Origin of the sequence: Curtobacterium caseinilyticum, assembly GCF_030363035.1 — a bacterium.
In the GTDB taxonomy this organism is placed as follows: domain Bacteria; phylum Actinomycetota; class Actinomycetes; order Actinomycetales; family Microbacteriaceae; genus Curtobacterium; species Curtobacterium caseinilyticum.
The window spans coordinates 307,224-332,017 of sequence record NZ_JAUCMN010000002.1 but is presented as its reverse complement, the minus strand read 5'-3'; the positions used below and the strand labels follow the sequence as shown (position 1 = coordinate 332,017).

The window sequence follows — 24,794 nt, the reverse complement described above, 5'->3', positions numbered from 1 at the left end:
GTCGCTAGGCTCGCGGGTGTGCACCCCGTGACGCTCCGCACCGAACGGCTCGTGCTCTCCCCGCCCACGGCCGCCGACGCCGAGGACGTCGTCGCGTACGCGAACGACCCGGACGTGATCGCGTTCACCCCGGTGCCCGTGCCGTACGGGCACGCCGAGGCGCGGCGCTGGACCGAGGAGGTCGTCGCCGCCGGCTGGCGCGACGACACCCGGTACGAGTTCGGCGTCCGCCGCGCTGCCGACATGCGCCTGCTCGGCACGGTCGGCCTGTTCGGCATCACGGACGGCGCCGCGGAGATCGGGTACGCGCTGCACCCGGACGGGCGCGGGGACGGGCTGGTGACCGAGGCCGCCGACCGGGTGCTGCGGTGGGCCTTCGCGGAGCCCCCGTCCGGCCTCGGGCTGGTCCGCGTGCAGTGGCGCGCGATCGCGACCAACGCAGCGTCGGCGGCCACCGCCCGCCGCATCGGCATGCGGTACGAGGGCCGAGCGCGCTCGTCCGTCCTGCACCGTGGTGTGCGGCACGACCAGCTGCTCGCCGCGGTGCTGCGGGACGACGACCGGTCGACCACACCCGCCTGGCCGACGTCGTGACCGTCACCTTCCGCGTGGTCACCGGGATCGTGGTGCCGCCGGAGCGCGTGTTCGCGCTGTCGCTCGACATCGGCGCGCACGAGCGCTCGATGGCGGGCACCGGCGAACGCGCGGTCGCCGGCACGACGTCCGGCACGATCGGCCTGGGCGAGACCGTCACGTGGCGCGCACGGCACTTCGGGGTCGTGTGGCGGATGACGAGCCGGATCACCGCACTGGAGGCACCGGGTCGCTTCGTCGACGAGCAGGTGCGTGGTCCGTTCGCCCGCTTCCGACACGAGCACCGCTTCGAGCCGTCGGCCGGCGGCACGCGGATGGTGGACGACATCACCTTCCGGGCTCCGCTCGGTCCGCTGGGGTGGGTCGCGGAGCGGGTCGCGCTCGCGCGCTACCTGCCGCGGCTCATCGCGGCCCGCAACGCGTCGCTGCGCGACGAGCTCGAGGGCGGCGGTCCCGGCCGCGGCCACGACGGCGGTCGCCCCGGCAGCGGCGGTCCCGACGCTGCCGGTGCCGACGGCGGTCAGGGCGCAGCGAGCTCGCCGAGCACGTCGTAGGCCGCCGCCACGGCGTCCACCCGGGCACGCCCGGCGGGACCGGAGGCCTCGTACACGTCGTTCGCGATCGCCGCGACGACCGCGAAGAGCGCCGCCATCGAGTCGAACGCCGACGGTGAGTCCACCGGACAGAGCACCGCGGTCGCTGCGGGAGCCGCGATCACGGCGGCGGTCGGGTCCCCGAGCACGACGACGTCGGCCCCGGTCGCGACACAGTGCCGCACGAGTCGTTCGGCCCCGGCTGCGTGTCGGCGCACCGTGACGAGCACGACGAGGTCGCGGCGGTCGAGGTCCGCGACCTCCTCACCGAGACGCTGCCCGGGCGCCGGCCCGATGCGGACGTCCGGGCGCACCTGCGCGAGCTGCGACCGGAGCTGCATCGCCACCGGGTGCGCGCCGCGCTCCCCGAACACGAGCACGCGCCGCGCCCGGACGATGCGTCGGGCGAGCCGGACGCGGTCCGCACGGGCGAGCGAGGCGAACGCCGCGTCGAGGTTCCGCGCCTCGACGGCGCGCTGGTCGACGTGCGCAGCGTCCTCGGCGGCCCACGGCAGACCGCTGCCGCGTGCGGACATGAGCTCCTGCCGGACCTCGGCGGCGTCCTGGAACCCCAGGGAACGCACGAGCCGGGACACCGTGGCCTTCGACGTGCCCGACTCCGCCGCGAGCTCGGCGGAGGTACCGACGAGCAGCAGCTCGGGGTCGTGCCGGACCATCGCGGCGACCCGGCGCTCCGCGGGCGACAGCCGGTCCCAGACGGCGTCGACCCGCGCGCGCACGTCGGGCACGGCGGTCACGCGGTCACCGCCCGGTCGTCGGCGATCCGCTCGACCGCCACCGCGAGCGCGTCGAGGCCGAGGGCGACGTCGTCCGCCGAGACGAACTCGTCGGGGTGGTGGCTGATGCCGTCCGGGTTCCGGAGGAACAGCATCGCGACGTCGGTGACGAGCCCGAGGGACATCGCGTCGTGCCCGGCACGCGAGAACAGCTCAGCCGGTGCGGCCTCACCGGTCGCGGCGATCCCGGCACGGACCGCGTCCATCAGCGCCGGTGCGCAGAACACCGCAGGAGCGCGGTGCACCTCGGTCGGTGTGACCGCCACCCCCCGTCGGGTCCCGATCTCCTCGAAGGCCGCGGTGATCGACTCCCAGACGCGGTCGCGCCCCTCGTCGAACTCCCCGCGCAGGTCCACGCTGAACCGGGCGAGCCCCGGGACGACGTTCACGGCGCCGGGCTCGACCGACATCGTGCCGACCGTGCCGACGTGCTGCTCGGCGCGGCAGACCCGCTCGACGGCGAGCGCCGCCTCGGCCGCGGCGAGGAGCGCGTCGTGGCGCCGCTCGTACGGCGTGCCCCCGGCGTGCCGGGCCTCGCCGACCGCCTCGACGGAGAACCGTCGGGCGCTCGCGATGCTCGTCACGACGCCGAGAGCCTGTCCGGCCTGCTCGAGGTAGGGGCCCTGCTCGATGTGCGCCTCGAGGTAGCCGACGAGGCGGTCCGGCGGCAGTGCGGCCTCGGCCACGCGCTCGGGGTCGAGCCCGAAGTCGGTGAAGGCCCGGCGGAGCGTGGTGCCGTCAGCGTCCTCGAGGTCCCACCACGACTCGTCCCAGACCCCGGCGACGGCGGACGAGCCCAGCAGGGCCTTGCCGAAGCGCGTGCCCTCTTCGTCGGAGAACGCGATCACCTGCAGCGCGAAGGGCAGCGGCCCGGACGCGGCGAGCCGGGCTGCCGTCCGGATCGCCATGAGGACCCCGACGACGCCGTCGTAGCGGCCGGCGTCGACCACGGTGTCGAGGTGCGAACCGAGCAGCAGCACGGGTGCGTCCGGCGTCGCGCCGTCGACGATGCCGTGCAGGTTCCCCGCCGCGTCCTGCCACGTGCGGAGCCCGGCGTCCTGCATCCACTCCGCGACCACGGCGTTCACCCGGGCGTGCTCGGGCGACAGGTAGACGCGCGTGGTGCGGCCGTCGTCCTGCGAGATCCCGGCGAGCGTGTCGCACCACCGGACGATCGTCGCGGCGTCGGCGATCGCGCGGGCGCTCGCCGTCGGCGCAGCCGGTGCTGCCGGCGCCTCGGCCGTCGAGGGCCCGGTCGTCGGCGTCACGCCGGTGCTCCGACCGGTGCGGTGCGACCGGTCTCGACGTCGAGTCCGGCGTGCACGTCGAGCGCGGCGTCGACCCCGGCGCCCTGCGGGACGGCGTGCTCGGCGCGGCGCAGGCAGTGCTCGAGCGCGGCGAGGGTCCGAACGACCGTGTCCTTCCGGGCGTTGTAGCCCATCGTCCCGATGCGCCAGACCCGTCCGTGCAGCGGCCCGAAGGACGTCCCGATCTCGATGCCGTGGTCCTCGAGCATCGCGCCCCGGACCTGGTCCCCCACGACGTCGTCGGGGATCTCGACGGCGACGACGTTGTGCATCTTGTGCGCGACGTCACCGAAGACCCGCAGCCCGAGCGCCTCGACCCCGGCGAGCATCGCCCGCCCGGCGGTCGCGTGGCGCTCGACCACGGCCTCGCGCCCCTCCTCGAGCAGGATGCGGGCGCACTCGTTCGCGGCGTAGAGCATCGACGCGGCCTCGGTGTGGTGGTTGAGACGTCGGGGGCCCCAGTAGTCGAGGATCATCGCGAGGTCGAGGTAGTTCGAGCGGATCGGGTGCTCGGACACGACGTCGTCGGCCTCGCGGATGCCGGCCTCGATGCTGCGACGGCCGTCGAGCACCGCCACGGCGCGCGGTGACAGGGTGATCGGTGCGCTGCCGGACGGTCCGCCCAGGCACTTCTGCAGACCCGCGCTCACGACGTCGATCCCCCAGGCGTCGGTCTCGAGCGGGTTGCCGCCGATGCTCGCCGTGGCGTCGGTGTAGAGCAGCACGCCGTGCCGCTCGCAGATCGCCCCGAGCTCGTCGAGCGGCTGGTTCATCGTCGTCGAGGTGTCGCCCTGCACGACCGCCAGGACCTTCGGCCGGACCCGGCGCACCGCCTCCTCGATCACCGATGGCGGGAACACCTGCCCCCACTCGGTCTCGATGGTGTGCACCTCGGCGCCGGCACGCGTGGCGATCTCGGCGAGCAGGTGTCCGAAGCGTCCGAAGACCGGCACGAGGACCCGGTCCCCCGGGGCCAGCAGCGACACCAGGGCCGCCTCGATGCCCGCGCGGGAGGTGCCGTCGACGAGCACGGTGGCGTCGTTCCGCGTGCCGAAGACCTGCCGGTAGAGCTCCTGCGTCGCGGTCATCGTGGCGGTCATCCACGGGTCGTACTGCCCGACGAGCGGCGTCGACAGCGCCCGGAGCACCCGGGGATCGGCGTCGATCGGCCCGGGTCCCATGAGGAGACGGGCGGGCGGGTTCACTGGCTGGGTCATGGTGCCTCCGTTCCGTTCAGGACTGTAGCGGAACGTCCGTTTCGTGCGTGTTGCGGCGCCACCGAGCGGTCGACCAGAAGCCCCTCGACGGCGGTGACCCCGTCGACGGTCGCCACGAGCCGTCCGCGGAGCCAGGTCTCGGTGACGACCCCGACCGTGTGCAGACCGGCGTAGGCGGAGACCGGGTTGCGGTGCGCGAGGGCGGCGACCTCGACGACGCCCTCCGCCGCCGGGTCGAGGACCGCGAGGTGCGCGACCGCGCCCGGCGCGATCCGCCCGCGGTCGGTGAACCCGACGAGCTCGGCGGGGCCGGTCGTGAACCACGGCAGGACTGCCTCGAGCGGGATCCCCCGGCGCACGGCCTCGGTCCACACCGCCCGGAAGCCGACCTGGAGTCCGGCGATGCCGCCCCACGCCGACCCCCAGTCGTCGGTCTTCAGGTCGGCGGTCGAGGGCGAGTGGTCGGACACGACGCAGTCGATCGTGCCGTCGAGCAGTCCGGCCCACAGCGCGTCGCGGTTCGCGTCGTCACGGATCGGCGGGCAGCACTTGTACTCGGTCGCTCCGTCCGGGATCGACCCGGCCTCGAACGCCAGGTAGTGCGGACACGTCTCGACGGTCACCCGGACGCCGTCGGCCCTGGCGGCCCGGATCATCGGGAGGACCCCCGCGTCGGACAGGTGGAGGACGTGCACGCGGGCGCCGGTCGCCCGGGCGCCGTCGAGGACCCGGGCGACGGCCGACTGCTCGGCGCTGCCCGGACGGGTGGCCAGGAAGTCGGCGTACTGGCCGCCGAGGTCCTCGTGCGGTACCAGGAGGTCGGGGTCCTCGGCGTGCACGATGAGCAGGGCGTCGAGCTCGGCGACCTCCTCGATCGCAGCGCGCAGCTGCGCCGGGTCGAGGTGCGGGAACTCGTCGACGCCGCTCGGGGCGGTGAAGCACTTGAACCCGAACACCCCGGCGTCGTGCAGCGGACCGCGAGCCCCGGCGTTGGCGGGGACCGCCCCGCCCCAGAACCCGACGTCCACTGCAACGCGACCCTCGGCGCTCGCCCGCTTCACTGCGAGGGCGTCGACGTCCACCGTCGCCGGGATCGAGTTCAACGGCATGTCGATGATCGTGGTCACGCCGCCGAGTGCCGCCGCCCGGGTGGCGGAGGCGAACCCCTCCCACTCGGTGCGGCCGGGTTCGTTGACGTGCACGTGGGTGTCGACGAGCCCCGGCAGCAGCACGTGCTCGACCGGGACGGTCCGGTCGACGGCCGCCGCGACCTCGGCGTCGAACGGCAGGACCGCGTCGACCACGCCGTCGCGGACGACCACCGCGGCCGGCCGGAGGACGCCGTCGACCCAGGCCCGCCGAGCGCGGAGCACCAGGTCGGCGACCACCGCGGCGCTCATGCCGACACCCCGGCGAGGTCGAGCGGCGCGGGGGTCACGTCGGACGACGGCAGCGTGAAGCCGGACAGCAGTCCCGTCACCGGCTTCGGCGGCGGTGGGGCGTACTCGCCGGTCTTGCCCGTCCGGAGCCCGAGCCGGACGAGCGACTCCGCGAGCACCGTCGCCGCGGCCACCCCGTCGACCACGGGCGCACCGATCTCCCGCGAGACCTCGGCGCAGAAGTCCGCCATGCCCGCACAGCCGAGCACGACGGCGTCGGCACCGCCGGCGAGGACGGCACGGCACTCCTCGACGACGAGCGCACGCGCCCCCGACGCCGGGTCGTCGAGCTGCAGCACGGGCACCTCGCACGCCCGGATCTCGGTCACCAGGGACGCGAACCCGTAGCGCTCCGCCAGCTCGTGAGCCCTGCCGGTCGTGCGGGCCAGCGTCGTGACGACACCGAACCGTCGCCCGAGCATCGCGGCGGCGTGGAACCCGGCCTCCGCGATGCCGATCACCGGACCGGCGGCGAGCTCCCGTGCCGCGTCGAGCCCCGGGTCGCCGAAGCACGCGACGACGTACGCGTCCACGCCCTCCTGCTCACCGAGCGCGATCTGCTCCAGGAGGCCCGGGACCGCCAGGGCCTCCTCGTAGTGGCTCTCGATCGAGGCCGGACCGGTGGTGGGCGTGACCGCCTCGACGACGGTGCCGGGGCCGGCGACGGCGGCCGCCGCACGGCCGATCGTGGCCGTCATCGACGCGGTGGTGTTGGGGTTGACGATGCGGATGCGCAAGCGGGACCTCTCGGGCGGGGCTGGGACGGGCGTGGAGCGTGGGGGTCGGGAAGGCGACGATCCGGCCGGGAGGCGGGTCGCGCCTCCCGGCCGGTGACGGTGTACGGGGTGTGTCGGACCGCTCAGTCGCGTCCGACGGCTGCGCCGTCGTCGACCGTCGGGTCGTCCGCGGCCAGCAGCGGCATGCGCGGCGACCGACGCTCGAGCGCCCAGAAGACGACCAGCCCGAGCCCGCAGCCGATGAACCAGCTGTAGTTGCTCAGCCAGGGCAGCACGCCCGTGGCCGGCGGCAGCACCGCGCTCGCGACCGACACGGCGCCGGCGGCCAGCAGGGTCCACATCGCATTCGGGTTCCAGCCCGCGCGGTACCAGTACCGGGCGGTGGGCTCCTTCGTGTACATGTCGTCGACCGCCACGCGCTGCTTCGCGACCAGGTAGTAGCCGGCGATCAGGATGCCGAACAGCGGACCGATCAGCGCGCCGAGGATGCCGAGCGTGTACAGGATCGCCTGGTCGTTGCCGTACCAGTTCCACGGCGTCAGGAGGACCGAGCCGACCGCCGCGATCATGCCGCCCGTCCGCCAGCTGATCTTCCGCGGGGCGACGTTCGAGAAGTCGAACGCGGGGCTGATGAAGTTCGCGACGATGTTGATGCCGACGGTCGCGGTGACGAACGTCAGACCGCCGAGCAGGATCGCGAAGGGGGCGTCGATGGCCTGGACGGTCTCGATCGGGTCGGTGATGAGCTTGCCGAAGACCGGCACCGTCGCGCTCGCGCAGAGCACGGTGAGGACCGAGAAGAACAGGAAGTTGACCGGCAGTCCCCAGAGGTTGCCGCGCTTCACCGACCGGAACGAGCGACCGTAGCGCGAGAAGTCACCGAAGTTCAGCATCGGGCCGGAGAAGTAGCTGACGACGATCGCCACCGCCGAGAGCATCACCGGGATCGAGGCACCGAACGACATCGGCGCACCGGTGTGGAGGGTCAACGAGATGTTGCCGATGCCGGCCTTCGCGACCAGGTACACGGCGAGCGCGATCATCACGACGTAGACGGCCGGGCCGGCGAAGTCGATGAAGCGGCGGATCGCCTCCATGCCCATCGAGAACAGCGCGGCCTGCGCGACCCAGAGGATGCCGTACGAGATCCACCCGAGCGCGGAGAGCCCGAGGAAGGAGTGGTCGAGCAGCGCGGCCGAGCCCGGCAGGAACTTGAGGAAGACGATGTTGAGCGACTGCGCGGCGAGGAAGGTCTGCACGCCGTACCAGGCGGTCGCGATCAAGCCGCGGATGACGGCGGGGACGTTCGCCCCGATCACGCCGAACACGGCGCGGTTGATGACCGGGTACGGCACGCCGGTGCGCTGGGACGGCTTCGCCACGAGGTTCGCGAACACCTGCACGATGAGGATGCCGACGACGAGGGCGACGAGCACCTGCCAGCTCGCGATGCCGAGCGCGAAGAGCGACCCGGCGGTGACGTACCCGCCGACCGAGTGCACGTCGGACATCCAGAACGCGAAGATGTTGTAGCTCGTCCAGCGCTGTTCGCGCAGGGGGGCGAGGTCCGCGTTGGTGAGCGCCGGGTCGTACCCGGGCTTGACGACGCCCGCGCCGGCGGCTGCCGACGACGTCGTTCGGGGGGCGTGGGGCGCGGCGACCGGGGTCGCGATCTCTGTGACCAAGGCGTCCTCCGTGGGAGTGGGCGGCGGGGGTCCCCGCTCGTGGACGACGCTATGGAGGCTCTTCGCGCCGCCCGTTTCCCTCGTGTAACGGTCGTGTGACACGACACGGACGCTGGAACGGACGTTCCGACGCGGGCCTGAACAGCGGCACAGGCTGTGCGGGATGCCGCAGGGAATGGCGCAGCCTCCGCCGTCCTCGCGGTCGGGCGTTCCCCGGCGGCCGCATGATCGATCCATGAACAGGGGCATCCGGATCGACCATGTCGGCGTGACCGTGCCGGACATGGGATCGGCGACGGCGTTCTTCGTCGCCGCCTTCGACGCCGTCGTGCTGTACGACGTGCGCCGCACCACCGACGAGCCCAACGGCACGCCGGAGGCACACCGCTACCTCGGCATCCCGTCCTCGATGGCGCAGGGGGCGATCCGCATGCTCGCACTGCCCGAGGGCCCCGGTCTGGAGCTCTTCGAGTACCGCGGGCCGGACCAGCGCGACGCCGCTCACCCGTCCGACCTCGGCTGGCAGCACCTGGCCCTGTACGTCGACGACCTCGACGACGCCCTCGCACGGGTCGAGGCGGCCGGTGCGGTCCGGAACTCCGACCCGCGCCCGCTGCGTGGCGAGGAGGCCGGCGAGGGCAACCGCTTCGTCTACACGCGGACGCCGTGGGGGTCGACGCTCGAGCTCGTCACCTACCCGACGCCGCAGCCCTACCTGCTGCACGCGCCGCGAGCGAAGTGGGCGCCGTGGCCGGACGTCGACCAGCTCCGGCAGTTCGACCCGGCCTGACGGGGTCCTCCCCTTCCCCGCCAGCCGGGAGGCGCGGCTCGCGTCCGCCTCGCCGCTGGCCGTGGGCGCCTGGTCGCGCCCCGGCGGTGGACAGCTGCGCAGGGTGCCTTGCTCGCTGGACGCCGTCGTACGACATCCTGGTGGTGAGCGTGATCGTCCTCGTGATGGCCGAGTACATGGTCGGCGACTCCCCGCTCTGGTACCGGGGATCGCGGTCCGGTGAGCACTCCGGCGCCGCAGAGGCCACGGAGCTCGGGCTGAGCGCGTCCCTCCGGCGAGATCTCCAGGCGTGGAACGACGTCTTCGAGCAGACGTGGGACGACGTCTTCGACGACCGTGACCAGTCCCGCCCTGTCCCGTCGCCCTCGGTTCCCCCTGCCGCGGTGGCTGCGCACAGGGTCGAGGCGTTCACGCTCGCGAGCCGCGTCCAGCTCGAGCTCGGTGACGACGTGCACGTCTGGTGCGGCGCGGGCGAAGGCATCGACCTGGTGACCGAGTCGGGGACGGCCGTGGTGCTGCCGAGCAGGAGAACAGGACGGATGTCGAGTTCCTGCGTGACGGGGAGCGCGACGTCAGATCAGCGCGCGCAGCGGGCGCCCGTGCGGGAACAGCCAGAGCCGTCGTGCACTGGCGTTCCCTCACTGGACGACTCGGAACGCCGTTCGGCGACGCTGAGGCCCGCGCTCTCGGGCTCCGGACAGCCGGGCGCCTGCAGAGCGACGTCGGGCCGCACGCTCAGGTCGTCTTCTACGCTGGCGCGTCAGCCCCGTACCGACCCGACGGGTTCGACTGAGGTCGACATCGACACTGCCCGGAAGCGGATCGTGTCGTCCTGGACGATGCGCCACGGGCGGGTCGGTACTCCGACCTACAGCCCCCTGCGCTTGTCGGTCTCCCAGGAGCCGAGCACGACATCGTCTCCCTCGGGCAGTTCTCGTTCGACGAGGAGGAGCCGACGACGCCCTCGACCTTCGCCCGTCAGAGCGCGTGCGTCCCGAGCAGTGCCCCCGCCACGAACGTCGCGGTGAGCGCGAGCGCCCCGCCCACGACGACCCGGATCGCCGCACGCCCGCGACGGGCACCGCCGAGCACGGCACCGGTCGTCCCGGTCAGCGCGAGCGCGACGAGCGACGCGACCACGGTCACGGGGACGCGGAGGGCCTCGGGTGCGAGCAACATCGCGAGGAACGGCAACAGCGCGCCCACGGTGAAGGTCGCCGCTGAGACCCAGGCCGCGCGCCAGGGACTGACGACCTCGTCCTCGGCGTCCTGCAGGGCCGCCTCGGCGCGACGGCGTCGGACCTCCGGGCGGGTGAGCTCACGGGCGACGGCGTCGGCGACCGAGTCGTCGACCCCGAGCGACCGGTAGTGCGCGGCGAGCGCCGGGGCGTCCTCGGCGTCGGCCTGGAGCTTCGCCTGCTCCGCCGCCTGCCCGGTGCGCTGCGCGTCGCGCGCGCCGCTCACCGAGATGTACTCGCCGAGCGCCATCGAGATCGCGCCGCCCACCAGGGCTGCGGTGCCGGCGGCCACGACGGGCCCCGTGCCCGCTCCGGCGCCCGCGACGCCGACGAGCACGGCGGCGACGGACACGATGCCGTCGTTCGCGCCGAGCAGTCCGGCACGGAGCCAGTTGAGCCGCGCGGCGCTCGTGGCGTCGTCGTGCTCGGAGACGGGGAGCGAGAGGTCCGATGCGGTCGACATGTCCGCCATCGAACCACTCCACAGCCGACCGCGCCAGCAAGGTGAGGCAGGCCTGACCTGGGCTTTTCGGGTGAGGTTTGCCTCACCTCACCCGCGGGCGTCCGCTCTCCAGACACGGGTCGGGCGACCGTTCAGCGCGTGCGGGAACGGGTCACCGACCGGGTGGAACCCGGCGCTGGCGTAGAGCGCGAGTGCCGGGGCGTTGTCTTCGAGTGCGTGCAGTTCGCAGTGCCCGAAGCCGGCCTCGGCGGCAGCGGACACCGCGGCGGCGAGCAGCCGGCGGCCGAGCCCGTGGCCCTGGGCAGCCGGAGCGACGGCGAGCAGGCTCAGGTACGCGACACCGCTCGAGGCAGCACCGGCTGTGGGCCCACCGCCGGTCCCCGGGGCACTGACCAGGGCGAACCCGGTGACGACACCGGGAGCGGTGCCGTCGTCGGCGACCACGAGCGCGACGCGTTCCGCCGCGAACTTGGCGCGGGCCCGGTCACGCACGGCTCCGGACGCGGACACGCCGTCGCGGTCCGCCACGGCGGCCACCCACAGGTCGACGCAGGCTGCCGCGGTCGTCTCGTCGTCCGCGGTCCGCACGACGAAGGACGACCCGATCACCGGACCACCCTACGTCGCGGCCGGAGCGAGCGGCTCAGACGGTCGCCCGCGCGTCGACGCGGTAGCGCGCACCGCGGTGCTCGTCGGGCAACCGGTCGCCGCGACCGAGCAGCTTGTGCCGCAGCGACCCTTCGACGTACTCCTCGGGGTAGGCACCGCGCGCCCGGAGCTCCGGGACGACGAACTCGATGACGTCCTCCCACGTGCCGGGGGTCACCGCGTACGCCAGGTTGAAGCCGTCGACGTCGGTCTGCTCCTGGATGTCGAGCAGCTGCTGGGCGATCGACGCTCCCGATCCGACGGCGACGGGGCCGAGGCCGCCGATCGCGGTGTGCTTCGCGATGTCGCCGACCGTCCAGTTCGCGCCGTCCTCCCCCGTCGCCGCGGACAGGTTCGCGGCCGCCGACTGGATCGCGTTCGACTCGATGTTGCCGAGCGGCTCGTCGAGGTCGTACTGCGACAGGTCGACGCCCATCCAGCCGGAGTTGAGCACGAGCGCTCCCTCTGCCGAGGCGTACGACAGGTAGTCGCGGTACTTGGCCTGCGCCGCCTCGTCGGTGGCGTCCGTGATGACGGTGAGCAGCGTGTAGACGCGGGCGGCGTACCGGTCGCGACCAGCAGCCTCCAGGGCGTCGCGGATCTTCGTGACGGTCGCCGCCAGCTGCGGCAGGGTCGGTGCCCCGACGAAGACCGCCTCGGCGTTCTCCGCCGCGAACCGGATGCCACGGGGCGACGCCCCGGCCTGGTAGACGACGGGGCTCCGCTGGACCGAGGGCTCGGACAGGTGGATGCCCGGGACGTCGAAGTGCGCACCGTGGTGCTCGATGGGGTGCACCTTCGCGGGGTCGGTGAAGACGCCGGTCTCGCGGTCCTCGACGACGGCGTCGTCCTCCCACGAGCCCTCCCACAGCTTGTAGAGGACCTCGAGGTACTCGTCGGCGACGTCGTACCGGTCGTCGTGGCTCAGCTGGTCGGTCTGGCCCATGTTCCGGGCCGCGCTCGGCAGGTAGCCCGTGACGACGTTCCAGCCGATGCGGCCCTTGGTCAGGTGGTCCAGCGTCGAGATGCGCCGGGCGAACGGGTACGGGTGCTCGTAGGCGGTGCCCGCGGTGATCCCGAAGCCGAGGTGCTCGGTCACCGATGCCATCGCCGAGACGAGCAGGATCGGGTCGTTCACCGGCACCTGCGACCCGGTGCGCAGCGCGGCCTCGTTCGTCCCGCCGTACACGTCGTACGTCCCGAGGACGTCGGCGATGAAGATGCCGTCGAAGCGCCCGCGCTCGAGCAGCTGCGCGAGGTCGGTCCAGTAGGACAGGTCGTTGTAGTGCCGCGAGCGGTCGCGGGGGTGTCGCCACAGGCCGGAGGACTGGTGCGCGACGCAGTTCATGTCGAACGCGTTGAAGCGGATCTGCCGGGGCTCGCCGTTCTGCTGCTGGGTCACGCGCCGAAGCTACGTCGGTCGCTCCACGGCGTCACGCACGGTGACGTCGTGTGACGCGCGGTCCTCCGCGGCGTGGGCGTGGCAGCATGGCGACGTGCCCGTCGTCGAGTCCCGCTGCGTCGTCACCGTGCCGGTCGAGGTCGCCTTCGCCGTGTCCCAGGTGCAGGGACCGGTGCGGAAGCGCTGGGACCCGTTCATCCGTCGCCAGCACCTGATCGGGGCCGACGTCCCGGCGAAGGGCGTCCGCACGTTCACGGTGCAGCGCACGGGTCTGCGGATGGAGAGCGAGTACGTCTCGTACAACCCGCCGTCGAACGTCGGGATGAGGATGACGAAGGGCTCGTGGTTCTTCGAGAAGATGGGCGGCGGCTGGCGGTTCACGCCCGTCGACGGACACCCCGACCGCACGCTCGCCGTCTGGCGGTACAACTTCACCTGCCGCCCGGCATGGCTCGCGCCGCTGGCCGAACGCATCGGCGTGTTCGTCCTGCAGCGCGACATCGACCGCCGCATCGCCGGGTTCGCCCGAGGGTGCAGCGACCCGGTCGTGCTCGCACACGTCGGAGCCGCGCCGGCCGGCTGACCGCGGGTCAGGACCGGGCGGGTGACGGCTGGGTCAGGACCGGGCGGCCGCCGCCTCGCGCGCAGCGGCCTCGGCGGCCACCCACGCGAGCATCCCGCACTTCACCCGCATGACGAACTTCGAGACGCCGTGGAAGGCGACGAGGTCCTCGAGGACGTCCTCGTCGGGCTCCCCCGCGCCGCGAGAGCGCATCATGTCGCGGAAGGCGTCGGTCAGCTGGAGCAGCTCCGGGACGGTCCGGCCGCCGGCCATGTCGGTGAGCACCGACGCCGAGGCCATCGAGATCGAGCAGCCGTCGCCCTGCCAGCCGATCGCGGCGATGCGGTCCGTACCGGGCTCGAGCCGGACGCTGACGGTGATCTCGTCGCCGCAGGTCGGGTTGCGCTCGAAGTGCGACGCGTCGGCGTCGTCGAGCACGCCGTCACCGTGCCGGGCCTTCGCGTGGTCGAGGATGACCTGCTGGTACAGCGAGTCGAGGCCGCTCACGAGGTCGCCCCGAAGTAGCCGCGGACCTCGCCGACGGCCCGGACGAAGCGGTCGACGTCGTCCTCGGTGGTGTACACGTACGTGCTCGCGCGGCTCGTCGCCGTGAGCCCGAGACGGCGGTGCAGCGGCTGGGCGCAGTGGTGCCCGGACCGGACGGCGATGCCCTGGGCGTCGAGGTACTGCGACACGTCGTGTGCGTGCACGCCGTCGACGTCGAACGACACCAGTCCGGAGCGCGGGACACCGGCAGGCGACCCGACGACGCGGATGCCCGGCACGGCGGCCAGGCCGTCGAGCATGCGCTGCGCGAGGTGCTCCTCGTGCGCGCGGACCCGCTCCATGCCGATGCCCTGCAGGTAGCGCACCGCCTCGGCGAGCGCCACGGCCTGGGACACCGGCTGGGTGCCGGCCTCGAAGCGCTCCGGGGCGGGCATGTACTCGGACGACTCCATCGTCACGGTCGTGATCATCGACCCGCCGGTGCGGAACGGCGGCAGGGCGTCGAGGAGCTCGCCGCGGCCCCACAGCACGCCGATGCCGTTCGGACCGAGCATCTTGTGCCCGGAGAACGCGGCGAAGTCGACGCCGAGCTGCTGCACGTCGAGGGGGCGGTGGGGCGCCGACTGGCACGCGTCGAGCACGACGAGGGCTCCGTGTGCCCGGGCCGCGGCGACCACGGCGGAGACGGGCGCGACCATGCCGGTGACGTTCGAGACGTGCGCGAACGCGACGACCTTCGTCCGGTCGGTGATGTGTGCGACGGCTTCCTCGGCGGTCCACGTGCCGTCGTCGGCGACCGGGACCCAGCGCAGCGTCGCCCCGGTCAGCGCCGCGAGCTCCTGCCACGGCACGAGGTTCGCGTGGTGCTCGGCCTCGGTGACCAGGACCTCGCCGCCCGGGCCGATGCGGAAGCGCTCCGCGGCCGCTCCCCCGCGCCCCCGGCTGGCGTTCGCGATGCCGTACGCCACCAGGTTGAGGGCGTCGGTGGCGTTCGCCGTCCACACGACCTCGGACGGCGACGCTGCGCCGACGAAGCCGGCGACCGTGGCGCGCGCGTCCTCGTAGGCGTCGGTGCTCAGGGCCGCCAGGGTGTGCGCGCCACGGTGCACGGCCGCGTTGTCGTGCTCCAGGAACCGTCGCTCGGCGTCGAGCACCTGGCGCGGCCGCTCGGCGGTGGCGCCGGAGTCGAGGTAGGCGAGCGGCTGCCCGGCGACCTCCTGCTGGAGGATCGGGAAGTCCCGCTTGATCGCGGCGACCTCGGACTCGGTCAGCGGCTGGTTCGGAGCGAGGACGGTCACCCCACAATCGTGGTCCGTGACGCCCACCGCGTCCAATCGCCCAGAGCGGACAGGCGTCGGGACTACTCGTTCCCGATGCGCTTGTCGGCCTGCTCGCGGGCGCCGTCGATCTTGTCGTCGTACTTGCCGCCGGTGGCCTTCTTCACCGCGTCGGCCACGCCGCCGAGGATCTTGTCGCTGACACCCTCGGCCTTCTCGCTCTTCAGGGCGTCCTGGACCTTGCCGTCCTTCAGGAACTCCTGCGCCTTCTTCGTGATGTCGTCGAACCCCGCCATGGGCGGCTCCTCACCTCGTGCGGGGCCCGTCGCCCCGTCCTGCCGCCGATGGTAGGCGCGGCCGTCGCCGGTGTCCGCGGACGCCGGTCGCACGACCCCGGACCAGACCCGCCGCACGACCCCGGACCAGGCCCGCCGCACGACCCCGGACCGGCCCCGGCCGTCGGGGTCCGGTCGGCCGTTCAGGCCATCTGCGCGCTGCGACGTCGGGCGAGCAGGTAGCCGACGGCCACCGATCCGGTGATCGCCAGCAGCGACGGGATGAGGATGTCCGTTCCCTCCTGGGTGAACTCGACGACCAGCACGAGGGCGGTGAACGGCGCCCGCATCGTCGTCGCGAGGAACGCCGCGGCACCGACGAACGCGAACGCCGCCAGGCTCGACCCGTCGGCGGGCCAGAGCAGCACCCACAGGCCGCCGAGCGCGGCGCCGGCGGCCGAGCCGATCGCGATGGACGGGGTCAGCGTGCCGCCGACCGCACCGGCACCGATGGTCGCCGAGGTGGTGATCGTGCGGATGACGGCGAGCAGCAGCAGGAACACGATCGGCGACAGGCCGGCGAACTCGGGGGACGCCGTCGTGGCGTTCATCGCGACGAGCCCGAGGGCGCGCCCGTTGCCGAGGATCTCCGGGAACGGCACGGCGATGAGTCCGACCATCGCGAACACGACGGGCAGCACGACGAGCAGGTGCCACCCCTTCGGCGCCATGCCCTGCAGCCGGTTCGTCAGCTTCACGAAGCCGACGCCCGCGAAGCCGAGCAACGGTCCGACGACGAGCGCCCAGACGACCAGCGACGGCGACATGTGCATCGCGGGGACGTGGTACAGCACCTCGTCGGGGATGACGAGTCGCGCGGTGAAGGCCGCGATCGCACTCGTCGCGAAGGCGGGCAGCGCGGTCGCGAAGGTCAGCTCGCCGAGCAGGACCTCGACGGCGAACAGCGCACCGCCGAGCGGTACGTCGTACACCGCCGCGAGACCCGCTGCTGCTCCGCAGGCGACGAGGATCCGCGTCTCGCGGCCGGTGAGTCCGGCCCGGGCGGTGACGACCTGCGACAACCAGGCACCGATCTCGCGCGGCGCGACCTCCTTGCCGATCGAGGCGCCGAGCCCGACGGCCAGGATCTGCACGGCCGCGTTCGCGACCGTCGCGAGCGCGGGCATCCGCTTCCCGCCGACGGCGGCGGTCACCGACACGACGGGCTTCGCCCAGCGGCGGATCGCCCACCACGCGACGCCGGTCAGCACGCCTGCCGCGGTCAGCGCGAGGAAGCGGTTCATGCCGGACGGCGCGTCGGCTGCCTCGCGGTGGCCGCCGAACGGGTAGCCGAAGGCGACGTACTGGATGGCCTGCAGCGCGAGCCAGACCGAGATCCCGGCGACACCGCCGGCGACGCCGACGAGCGCGGTGATGACGGCGAGCTTCAGGGCCCAGACCGGCGTGGTCGTGCGTGTCGCGTTCCCGGTCTGCGGCATGACGGGAAGCCTAGCGGGCCGCCGGGGCGGGCCACGGACCGCCGACGCGACCGGTGGACGGACGGGAGGCGCGTGGCGACGCCGCCACGGGCCTCCCGTCCGTCCGCTGGTCACCCCCGGTCAGACGGCCGTCACGCGGAACGGCACCACCCAGTCGGCCGGCACGAGCGGCGGCTGCAGACCGACCTGCTCGAGCGTCCGCCCGGTGAAGACGCGGTCACCGGACCACCACGTCGGTGGCCGGACGTCGTGGCCCTCGCCGACGACGACCGGGTCGACCCGGTACCGCGTCTCGGGGTCGAGGTCGCGGAAGACCACGCGGCCGACGCCCGACACCTCGGAGCGGCCGGTACTGGCGACGAAGAACGCGGCCTGCCGACGGTCCTCGGCGACGACGCCGTACACCAGGCGGGTCGGGTCGACCTCGTCGACGCGGACGAGCAGGCCGCCGTGCAGGAGCGCGCGCCACTCCTTGTGCAGGGCGATCCAGGACGCGAGGGTGCGTTCCTCGTCCTCGGTGGCCTGCGCGAGGTCCCACTCGATGCCGAAGTGCCCGATCAGCGCGGTGCCCGCACGGAACGAGACGTCGTGGGAGCGACCGGTCGTGTGGTTCACGCCGCTCGCGACGTGCGCGCCGAGGAGCTCCGGTGGCAGGAGCTGCTGCGTCCACCGGTGCATCTGCTGGCGTTCGGACGGGTCGATGTCGTCGGACACCCACACGCGGTCGGTGTGCTCGAGGACCGCGAGGTCGACGCGGGCCCCACCCGACGAGCACGACTCGATCTCGAGCGCCGGGAAGCGTTCCTTGAGCGTCGCCATCAGCCGGTACGTGGCCAGGGTCTGCTCGTGCACGGCCGCACCGCCGCCCGGGTGCCCCGCCTCGACGAGGTCGCGGTTGTGGTCCCACTTGACGTACTCGATGCCGTACTCGCCGATGATCGCCGTCATCCGCTCGAGCACGTGGGCGAAGGCCTCGGGCACCGCGAGGTTGAGCACCTGCTGGTCGCGGGACCGGACGGGGAGCCGGCCGTCGGCCTGCATGATCCACTCCGGGTGGGCGCGGGCGAGGTCGCTGTCCTCGTTCACCATCTCCGGCTCGAACCACAGGCCGAACTCCATGCCGAGGGCCCGGACGCGGTCGACGATCGGACCGAGGCCGTCCGGCCAGACGTCCTCGTCGACGTACCAGTCGCCGAGGCCGGCGTGGTCGTCACGGCGGCCGCGGAACCAGCCGTCGTCGAGCACGTACCGCTCGACCCCGAGCCGGGCGGCGCGCTCGGCGAGGTCGGTCAGGCGTGCGAGGTCGTGGTCGAAGTAGACGGCCTCCCACACGTTGATCGTCACCGGGCGCGGCGTCGACGGGTGCTGCGGTCGGCTGCGGAGCCAGCGGTGGAACCGGCGGGCCTGGTCGTCGAGGCCGTCGCCCCACGCGCCGTACACCCAGGGCCCCTCGTACGTCTCCCCCGTGCCGAGGCGGACCTCGCCCGGCAGCAGGAGTTCGCCGCCGCCCGCGACCTGCCGTCCGGTCGCGAGCCGCTCGGCGAAGTGCCGGTGGTTGCCGCTCCAGGCGGTGTGCACGCCCCAGACCTCGCCGCGGGCGAAACCGAAGCCCGGTTCCCCCACCGTCAGCACGGTGGCGGCGTCGGCACCGGTGCGGCCCTTGCGGCCGTCGCGCTCGTGGGTGCCGACGACGAGCGCACGGCGCTGCGGAGTGCGCTCCTTGCCCCAGTGGCCGGCGAAGTCGAGGACCTCGCGGGCGCGGGAGGGCACCGGGAACGCGATCGTGAGGTCGTCGACGGTGTAGACGCCGTCGGCGGTGTTCGTGACGGCGGCGCGGGCACGGACGAGCCCGGAGACCAGCACCTCGACGGTGAGCCGGACCGCGAGCCCCGCCGTGGTGTCCTCGGCCTCGGCGACGATGCGGTCGACGTCGACCTCGAGCGCGGTCACGGTGAAGGCGGGTGACCAGTCGCGGCCGTCGCGGTGGCCGGACAGGCCCGGTCGACCGGTCCATCCCCGGTGGGGTTCCGGCAGCAGGGCGAGGCGGACGGGGACGTCGGCCTCGTTGTTCGCGACCACGGCCACGTCGGCGTCGGCGAGGGCGGCGAGTTCCGCGTCGGTGAGCTCGCCGAGGGCCGCACCCCAGTGCACCACGGCGGGCAGCGCCCGGTCGCGGCAGTCGAGGACGAGCGACACACCCCCGGCGGACAGGTGGACGAGGTCGTGCGCGGGCGGGGTGGTGGTCGGCATCGTTGCTCCGGTCGGCGTCGTTGGCGGTGTCGAGCCTTCCGGTCCGGGAGCGCTCCCGCAACCCGACGCGCATGCCGGGATCAGAACCAGCGCTTCACCTTGAAGACGACGAAGAGCGCCGCGGCGAACGCGATCATCGCGAGGATCGACAGGGGGTAGCCCCACGTCCACGACAGTTCGGGCATGTGGGTGAAGTTCATGCCGTAGATCGCGGCGATGAGCGTCGGCGCGAACAGGATCGCAGCCCAACCGGAGATGCGCTTCGTGTCGTCGTTCTGCTTCTGTGCCGCCAACGTCGAGTCGACCGTCAGCGCGTTCTGCAGCAGCTGCCGGAAGGTGTCGAGGCGCTCGACCGTGCGGATGACGTGGTCGAGGACGTCGCGGAACCGGCGCTGCAGCTCCACGGGCAGGTGGTACTTGTCCGCACCGCGGTGCAGGTTCTCGATCATGCCGATGAGCGGACGGGCTGCGCGCTGGAAGTCGACGACCTCGCCGAACAGCTCGTAGATGCGTCGGGACACCCCGGCGACCCCCGCGAACAGCTGGTCCTCGATCTGGTTGATGTCCTCCTCGAGCCCGTCGATCACCGGCGCGTACCCGTCGACGATCGAGTCCATCAGCGCCCAGAGCTGGGCCTGCGGTCCCGCGGTGACCAGGCCGGGCTTGCCGCTCATCCGCTGCAGTGCGCGCGGCACCGCCTGTCGCCCGCGCGGGTCCGCCGCCACCACGGCCAGGAAGAAGTCCTGTCCGACGAAGGCGTGCACCTCGCCGAACTCGACCTCCTCGGCGCCGTCGTGGTAGACCGCGGGCTTGAGGACCGCGAACAGCGTGGAGCCGTAGCGCTCGAGCTTCGGCCGCTGGTGCCCCTCGGCTGCGTCCTCGACCGCGAGCTCGTGCAGGCCGAGCGCGACCGCCACGTCACCGAGCTCGGTGGCGTCCGGCTCGTTCAGGACGATGCACGCGCTCGCACCCTGCTCGCCCACCATGCGGAAGGTGTCGTCGAGGGACGGGCACACGATCGGTGCGATGCGGTCGACGTAGACGGTGTTCAGCTCGACGGTCACGACGCCACCGTACGCACCGGCGGGGTCTGCCGCGCCCGCCGTCCCCCTGCCACCTGGATGCGGGCTGCGCGCCGCGCGACCCCCCGGGCCTAGCGTGCAGGTCATCAGCATGCTGACGAACGGAGCGGACATGAAGAAGACCTGGAAGCGCATCGCGGTCGCCGTGAGCGCCGTCGTGGCGGTGGTCGGCGCGTTCGTCGGCTCGGGAGCTGCCGGTGGGACCCCGATCGCCGAAGCGGCCGGCGGCGCCCTCTCGGCGTCCTCGACGGCCATCGCACCGGGCGGCCCCGCGTTCTCGATCTGGAGCGTGGTCTACGTCGGGCTCATCGCGTACGCGGTGCGGCAGTTCTTCCGCACCGCGGACGACGAGCGCCACGAGCGCCTGTTCGTGCCGGCCGTGCTGTCCCTGCTGCTCAACGCCGCGTGGATCCTGTCCGTGCAGTTCGGGTTCCTGTGGGCCAGCGAGCCCGTCATCGTCGCGCTGCTCGCCGTGCTGGTGTGGGCGTTCGTCGTGCTGCGGCGCACCCGGCCGTCCGGCACGGTCGAGGCGGTCGTCACGGACGGCACCTTCGGGCTCTACCTCGGGTGGGTGTGCGTCGCGACCGCGGCGAACACGGCCGCGGTGCTGACCGCCGCGGGCTTCCGCGGCTTCGGCCTGGGGCAGGACGTCTGGGGCGTCCTCGTCGCGGCGGTCGCCGGCTTCGTCGGCGTGCTGCTCGCGGTGTGGGGCCGCGGGCGCCTCGCCCCGACCGCTGCGCTCGGCTGGGGTCTGGCGTGGGTCGCGGTCGCGCGGCTCGACGGCCCGCTCGTGTCCGTGCCGACCGCCGTGACCGCGGTGGTCGCCGTCGCGGCAGTGGTGGTCGTCACGCTCGCGGTGCGCGCCCGCACCGGATGGTCCCGCGCACGGGTGGTGCCGCACGCCGCGTGACGGCCGCCGGCCCCGGCCGCGCGCCGGCCCCGCGCCCGCCCCGGCCCCGCCCAGCGCCCGCCGGCGATGCCGAGCCTCGGCCTGGCGGACAGTCTCGCGGCACGGGCGCCGCGAAACCGTCCGTGGCGACGAGTCTCGCGCCCAGCGGCGGCGGTGCGGCGCGCGTCAGCGTTCGGCGGGCACCAGGCCGTGCGCGGTGGCGACGGCCGCGTTGACGACCCCGCCGGCGTGCACGTTCACGCCCGCCGCGAGCGCCGGGTCCGCCGCGATCGCCTGCTCCCAGCCCTGGTCGGCGATCGCGAGCGCGTAGGGCAGCGTCGCGTTCGTCAGCGAGATGGTGCTCGTGCGCGGAACCGCTCCGGGCATGTTCGCGACGCAGTAGTACACGGCATCGTGCACGCGGAAGGTCGGGTCGTCGTGCGTGGTCGGCCGGGAGCCCTCGAAGCAGCCGCCCTGGTCGATCGCGATGTCCACGAGCACGGACCCCTGCCGCATGTCGGCGACCATCGCGTCGGTGACGAGCTTCGGCGCTGACGCCCCGGGGATGAGCACCGACCCGATCACCAGATCGGCGTCGCGCAGGGCGTCGGCGATGGCGTGGGACGAGGACCGCAGCGTCGTGATGCGTCCGTCGAACCGGGCGTCGAGTGCCCGGAGTCGGGGCAGGCTGATGTCGAACACCGTGACCTCGGCACCGAGGCCGAGCGCCATCGTCGCGGCGTGCTCGCCGGCCACGCCGCCGCCGATCACGACCACACGCCCGCGCGGTGTCCCCGGTACGCCGCCGAGCAGGAGCCCACGTCCACCGTTCGTCCGCATGAGCTGGTGGGCGCCGACCTGCACGGACAGCCGCCCGGCGATCTCGGACATCGGTGACAGCAGGGGCAGGGAGCGGTCCGCCAGCTGCACGGTCTCGTAGGCGATCGCCGTCGCGCCGGACGCGACCAGGGCATCGGTCAGCGGCCGGTCGGCGGCGAGGTGCAGGTAGGTGAAGAGCACCTGCCCGGGGCGGATCGACGCGTACTCGGACGCCACCGGCTCCTTGACCTTGAGCACGAGGTCGGCCCGTTCCCAGACCTCGGCAGCCTCGTCCACGACGGTCGCGCCCGCAGCACGGTACTCGTCGTCGGAGAAGGACGACCCCGCCCCGGCTCCGGCCTGCACGAGCACCTGGTGCCCGTGCAGCGTCAGCTCGCCCACGCCGGCTGGTGTCGCGGCGACGCGGTACTCGTTGTTCTTGACCTCGGTGGGGACGCCGATCAGCATCACGGACTCCTTCGTGGGCGGTGCAGGTACCGCTCACGATGCGCCCTCGTTCGCCCGCGCACCCGTCCCACCGAACATCTGCGCAGCAGGACGGTATTCGATGCGACGACGTTCGTCACGGACAGCCCGGACGCACGGTCGGCCGAACGTGGGGTCAGCGTGCGCGGAGGGACTCGCTGGGGAGTTCGCCGAACCGCTCGCGGTAGGTCGCCGAGAACCGGCCGAGGTGCCCGAAGCCCCACGAGCGGGCGATGTCCGCCACACTCGTCGCGTCCCGGTCGCCGCGCAGCAGGTCTGCCCGCGCACCGTCGAGCCGGACGCCGCGCAACAGGTCGCCCGGGGTCTGGTCGAGGTGCCGCCGCAGCGACTGCTGGAGTCCGCGCGCGCTCAGCCCGGCCGCGGCCGCGATCTCCGGCGTGCCGATCGGATCGCGTGCGTGCGCGTGCACGAACTCGAGCGCCCGGCGCAGGCGGTCGTGTTCGGGTCCGCTCCCCCGGACGGCCGACTGCCACCGGTCGCGACGCGGGAACGCCTCGACCGCAGCCGTGACGAACGCGTCCGTGATGGTCCGCTCTGCTGCCGGTCCGAGCTCGTGCTCGACGTCGAGCCAGGTGGAGGTGTGCGCACGGACGGCGGCCTGCCAGACCCTGATGCCCTCGGCGGTCGGACGCCGCATCGGGTCGAACGTGAACTCGGGGTCGCCGACGACGGCCCGCACGTGCGCGCGGTCGAGTTGGACGAGGTTGAGGCCGATGTCCCGGTGGTGGAGCTCGTAGGCGTCGGGCAGCACCACGGGCACGCCCGGCTCGAGCTGGACGGACCGGCCGCCGAACGTGATCGTGCTCGACCCGGACCGGAGCCACGCCACGATGAACTGGTCGTCGACCACGCTCTCGGTGCGCAGGTCGACGTAGAAGCGCGACGACCGCAGCGACATGCGGTCGTCGCCCACACCCGCGAAGTCCCACTGGGGCCGCTGCCGTGTCCGGCGGACCCGGGGTGCGCGGAAGTCGTAGTCGCCGCCGAAGAACGAGAGCGCCTCGTCGACATCGGTCCCGACGAGCCGTCGGAAGGCGCGCCCGCCACGGCGCGCGTCCTGGGGGTCCTGGGTCGACGGGGCGGAGCGGTCGGGCTCCGCTTGTCCGCGGGAACCGAGGGAAGACACCATGCACCAGAACGTACGAGACGCCACCGACAAAGTAGGTCAGCGCCTGACTCAGGGCTGCAGGATGGCCTGCCCCACGCTCTCGTCCAGGATGAGGTCGGTGACGAGCCCCGCGGCCAGTGCGCCCTTGAGCGATGCCGCCTTGGACCGTCCCGCCACGACGCACACCCGTCTCGGCGCACGCTTGATCGTGTCGAGGTCCGGCGCTCCGGCCCGGGCGTTCACCCCGATGTCCTTCCACGACCCGTCCGCGCGGTAGAACACCGTCGACACGTCGCCGACCACACCGGCCTCGGTCAGTTCGTCGCGGTCCTCCGGGTCGAGGTACCCGCCGGAGTAGACGTGCGACGGCACCGGGGCCTGCGGTGCACCGACGCCGAAGACGACCAGGTCCATCCGCTCGTGCAGGTCGAGGACGCGGCGGATCGACCGCTCGCGGAAGAGCATCTCCTTCGTCGCCGGGTCGTCGAAGAACGCCGGCACGGGGAACTGCTGCACGAACGCACCGTAGGCCTCGCCGAAGCGCCGCAGGATCTCCGAGGCGTAGACGATGCCGGTGGTGCGGGTGTTCGCGGCGCCGTTGATCTGCACGACCGTGGACCCGTGCGTGGTCTTCGGGACGAGGTACCGGCTGACCGCGCTGACGGTCGACCCCCACGAGATCCCGATCACCATGTTCGACTCGACGTACTGGGTCAGGATGCGGGCGGCAGACAGGGCGACCCGCTCGAGCCGGTCGACGTCGCTCGTGTGGTCCGGCACCGGCACGACGTGCGCGTGCACGCCGAAGCGGGCGCGGATGTTCCGGCTGAGCGCTGCCGCCTGGTCGAGCGGCGAGCGGATCTGGATGTCGACGAGCCCGGTGTCCCTGGCGTACTTGAGCAGGCGCGAGACCGACGAGCGCGACGTCCCGAGCTCGTCGGCGATCGCGTCCATCGTCAGGTCCTGCAGGTAGTACAGGTGCGCTGCGCGCAGCGCCTGCTGCGTGCGCATGGGCTGCGCTGCGTCGCTCATGGGAACCGAGCATGCACGGACGTGCACGGCCTCTGCAACCCCTGTCGCGCCTCCCGGCCGCCGCCCCGGCCGCCTGC

24 protein-coding genes are annotated in these 24,794 nt (G+C 73.2%); 6 read left to right on the top strand and 18 right to left on the bottom strand.

All coding sequences use genetic code 11. From position 1 onward, the window contains the following. The first annotated feature begins 18 nt into the window (after window positions 1-18). Both QUG93_RS04005 and QUG93_RS04000 read left to right on the top strand, forming a co-directional pair. Window positions 19-594 (top strand): GNAT family N-acetyltransferase, encoded by a 576-nt coding sequence (locus tag QUG93_RS04005; protein ID WP_289472356.1) that lies wholly within the window; start codon window positions 19-21, stop codon window positions 592-594. Then, window positions 591-1,148, top strand: coding sequence for an SRPBCC family protein (locus tag QUG93_RS04000; RefSeq protein WP_289472355.1), 558 nt, complete (start codon window positions 591-593; stop codon window positions 1,146-1,148). The genes QUG93_RS04005 and QUG93_RS04000 overlap by 4 nt, the downstream gene beginning before the upstream one ends. Here the strand turns inward: QUG93_RS04000 and QUG93_RS03995 are convergent. The 6 genes from QUG93_RS03995 to QUG93_RS03970 all read right to left on the bottom strand — a co-directional run bounded on the left by QUG93_RS03995 (window position 1,115) and on the right by QUG93_RS03970 (window position 8,369). Further along, window positions 1,115-1,945 (bottom strand): MurR/RpiR family transcriptional regulator, encoded by an 831-nt coding sequence (locus QUG93_RS03995; protein ID WP_289472354.1) that lies wholly within the window; start codon window positions 1,943-1,945, stop codon window positions 1,115-1,117. The two genes, QUG93_RS04000 and QUG93_RS03995, sit on opposite strands and share 34 nt — an antisense overlap. Then, a complete protein-coding gene (locus QUG93_RS03990) occupies window positions 1,942-3,252 on the bottom strand; it encodes an allantoate amidohydrolase (RefSeq protein WP_289472353.1) in 1,311 nt (436 codons plus the stop codon). The genes QUG93_RS03995 and QUG93_RS03990 overlap by 4 nt, the downstream gene beginning before the upstream one ends. Next, entirely contained in the window at window positions 3,249-4,508 is a 1,260-nt protein-coding gene (locus QUG93_RS03985) for a pyridoxal-phosphate-dependent aminotransferase family protein (protein WP_289472352.1), read from the bottom strand. The genes QUG93_RS03990 and QUG93_RS03985 overlap by 4 nt, the downstream gene beginning before the upstream one ends. Beyond that, window positions 4,505-5,908 (bottom strand): allantoinase AllB, encoded by a 1,404-nt coding sequence (gene allB / locus QUG93_RS03980; protein WP_289472351.1) that lies wholly within the window; start codon window positions 5,906-5,908, stop codon window positions 4,505-4,507. Before allB ends, QUG93_RS03985 begins: the two co-directional genes overlap by 4 nt. After that, window positions 5,905-6,684 (bottom strand): aspartate/glutamate racemase family protein, encoded by a 780-nt coding sequence (locus tag QUG93_RS03975; protein ID WP_289472350.1) that lies wholly within the window; start codon window positions 6,682-6,684, stop codon window positions 5,905-5,907. The genes allB and QUG93_RS03975 overlap by 4 nt, the downstream gene beginning before the upstream one ends. A 122-nt stretch (window positions 6,685-6,806) precedes the next feature. After that, window positions 6,807-8,369: an NCS1 family nucleobase:cation symporter-1 gene (locus tag QUG93_RS03970; RefSeq protein ID WP_289472349.1), complete on the bottom strand. Its 1,563-nt coding sequence runs from the start codon at window positions 8,367-8,369 to the stop codon at window positions 6,807-6,809. A gap of 235 nt (window positions 8,370-8,604) precedes the next feature. Here QUG93_RS03970 and QUG93_RS03965 point away from each other — a divergent pair, with 235 nt between their 5' ends. Both QUG93_RS03965 and QUG93_RS16060 read left to right on the top strand, forming a co-directional pair. Next, window positions 8,605-9,159, top strand: a complete 555-nt coding sequence (locus QUG93_RS03965) for a VOC family protein (protein ID WP_289472348.1) — start codon at window positions 8,605-8,607, stop codon at window positions 9,157-9,159. A gap of 164 nt (window positions 9,160-9,323) precedes the next feature. Continuing rightward, a complete protein-coding gene (locus QUG93_RS16060; protein ID WP_491700595.1) occupies window positions 9,324-10,187 on the top strand; it encodes an immunity protein CdiI family protein in 864 nt (287 codons plus the stop codon). Here QUG93_RS16060 and QUG93_RS03960 read toward each other — a convergent pair. The 3 genes from QUG93_RS03960 to QUG93_RS03950 all read right to left on the bottom strand — a co-directional run bounded on the left by QUG93_RS03960 (window position 10,138) and on the right by QUG93_RS03950 (window position 12,910). Then, window positions 10,138-10,860: a VIT1/CCC1 transporter family protein gene (locus QUG93_RS03960; RefSeq protein ID WP_289472347.1), complete on the bottom strand. Its 723-nt coding sequence runs from the start codon at window positions 10,858-10,860 to the stop codon at window positions 10,138-10,140. The two genes, QUG93_RS16060 and QUG93_RS03960, sit on opposite strands and share 50 nt — an antisense overlap. Window positions 10,861-10,947: 87 nt before the next feature. Next, window positions 10,948-11,469 carry a GNAT family N-acetyltransferase gene (locus QUG93_RS03955; RefSeq protein WP_289472346.1) on the bottom strand — a complete coding sequence of 174 codons (522 nt, stop codon included), beginning with the start codon at window positions 11,467-11,469 and terminating at the stop codon, window positions 10,948-10,950. Between the two features lie 34 nt (window positions 11,470-11,503). Next, window positions 11,504-12,910, bottom strand: coding sequence for an LLM class flavin-dependent oxidoreductase (locus QUG93_RS03950; protein WP_289472345.1), 1,407 nt, complete (start codon window positions 12,908-12,910; stop codon window positions 11,504-11,506). Window positions 12,911-13,004: 94 nt separating this feature from the next. Here QUG93_RS03950 and QUG93_RS03945 point away from each other — a divergent pair, with 94 nt between their 5' ends. Further along, complete coding sequence (locus tag QUG93_RS03945; RefSeq protein ID WP_289472344.1) at window positions 13,005-13,493, top strand: SRPBCC family protein; 489 nt, start codon at window positions 13,005-13,007, stop codon at window positions 13,491-13,493. Window positions 13,494-13,526: 33 nt separating this feature from the next. Here QUG93_RS03945 and sufU read toward each other — a convergent pair whose 3' ends face one another. The 6 genes from sufU to QUG93_RS03915 form a co-directional block, all read right to left on the bottom strand. Next, the gene (gene sufU, locus QUG93_RS03940; RefSeq protein WP_289472343.1) at window positions 13,527-13,979 is read right to left on the bottom strand and encodes a Fe-S cluster assembly sulfur transfer protein SufU; all 453 of its coding nucleotides are present in this window, start codon (window positions 13,977-13,979) and stop codon (window positions 13,527-13,529) included. Beyond that, window positions 13,976-15,277, bottom strand: a complete 1,302-nt coding sequence (locus QUG93_RS03935; RefSeq protein ID WP_289472342.1) for a SufS family cysteine desulfurase — start codon at window positions 15,275-15,277, stop codon at window positions 13,976-13,978. The genes sufU and QUG93_RS03935 overlap by 4 nt, the downstream gene beginning before the upstream one ends. A gap of 62 nt (window positions 15,278-15,339) precedes the next feature. Continuing rightward, window positions 15,340-15,552, bottom strand: coding sequence for an Rv0909 family putative TA system antitoxin (locus tag QUG93_RS03930; RefSeq protein WP_069713393.1), 213 nt, complete (start codon window positions 15,550-15,552; stop codon window positions 15,340-15,342). A 182-nt stretch (window positions 15,553-15,734) separates the two neighbouring features. After that, window positions 15,735-17,030, bottom strand: coding sequence for a chloride channel protein (locus QUG93_RS03925; RefSeq protein WP_289472340.1), 1,296 nt, complete (start codon window positions 17,028-17,030; stop codon window positions 15,735-15,737). A gap of 120 nt (window positions 17,031-17,150) precedes the next feature. Continuing rightward, the gene (locus QUG93_RS03920) at window positions 17,151-19,280 is read right to left on the bottom strand and encodes an alpha-galactosidase (RefSeq protein WP_289472339.1); all 2,130 of its coding nucleotides are present in this window, start codon (window positions 19,278-19,280) and stop codon (window positions 17,151-17,153) included. Between the two features lie 80 nt (window positions 19,281-19,360). After that, a complete protein-coding gene (locus QUG93_RS03915; protein WP_289472338.1) occupies window positions 19,361-20,344 on the bottom strand; it encodes a magnesium and cobalt transport protein CorA in 984 nt (327 codons plus the stop codon). Between the two features lie 109 nt (window positions 20,345-20,453). Between QUG93_RS03915 and QUG93_RS03910 the strand changes: the two genes are divergently transcribed. After that, window positions 20,454-21,272: a TspO-related membrane protein gene (locus tag QUG93_RS03910; protein ID WP_289472337.1), complete on the top strand. Its 819-nt coding sequence runs from the start codon at window positions 20,454-20,456 to the stop codon at window positions 21,270-21,272. A 165-nt stretch (window positions 21,273-21,437) separates the two neighbouring features. On the opposite strand, the gene ald is transcribed toward QUG93_RS03910, so the two are convergent. From ald to QUG93_RS03895, 3 genes are all read right to left on the bottom strand, one after another. Beyond that, window positions 21,438-22,538, bottom strand: coding sequence for an alanine dehydrogenase (gene ald / locus QUG93_RS03905; RefSeq protein WP_289472336.1), 1,101 nt, complete (start codon window positions 22,536-22,538; stop codon window positions 21,438-21,440). A gap of 154 nt (window positions 22,539-22,692) precedes the next feature. Further along, window positions 22,693-23,706: a helix-turn-helix transcriptional regulator gene (locus QUG93_RS03900; RefSeq protein ID WP_289472335.1), complete on the bottom strand. Its 1,014-nt coding sequence runs from the start codon at window positions 23,704-23,706 to the stop codon at window positions 22,693-22,695. Between the two features lie 48 nt (window positions 23,707-23,754). Further along, window positions 23,755-24,717, bottom strand: coding sequence for a sugar-binding transcriptional regulator (locus tag QUG93_RS03895; RefSeq protein WP_289472334.1), 963 nt, complete (start codon window positions 24,715-24,717; stop codon window positions 23,755-23,757). Window positions 24,718-24,794: the final 77 nt, after the last annotated feature.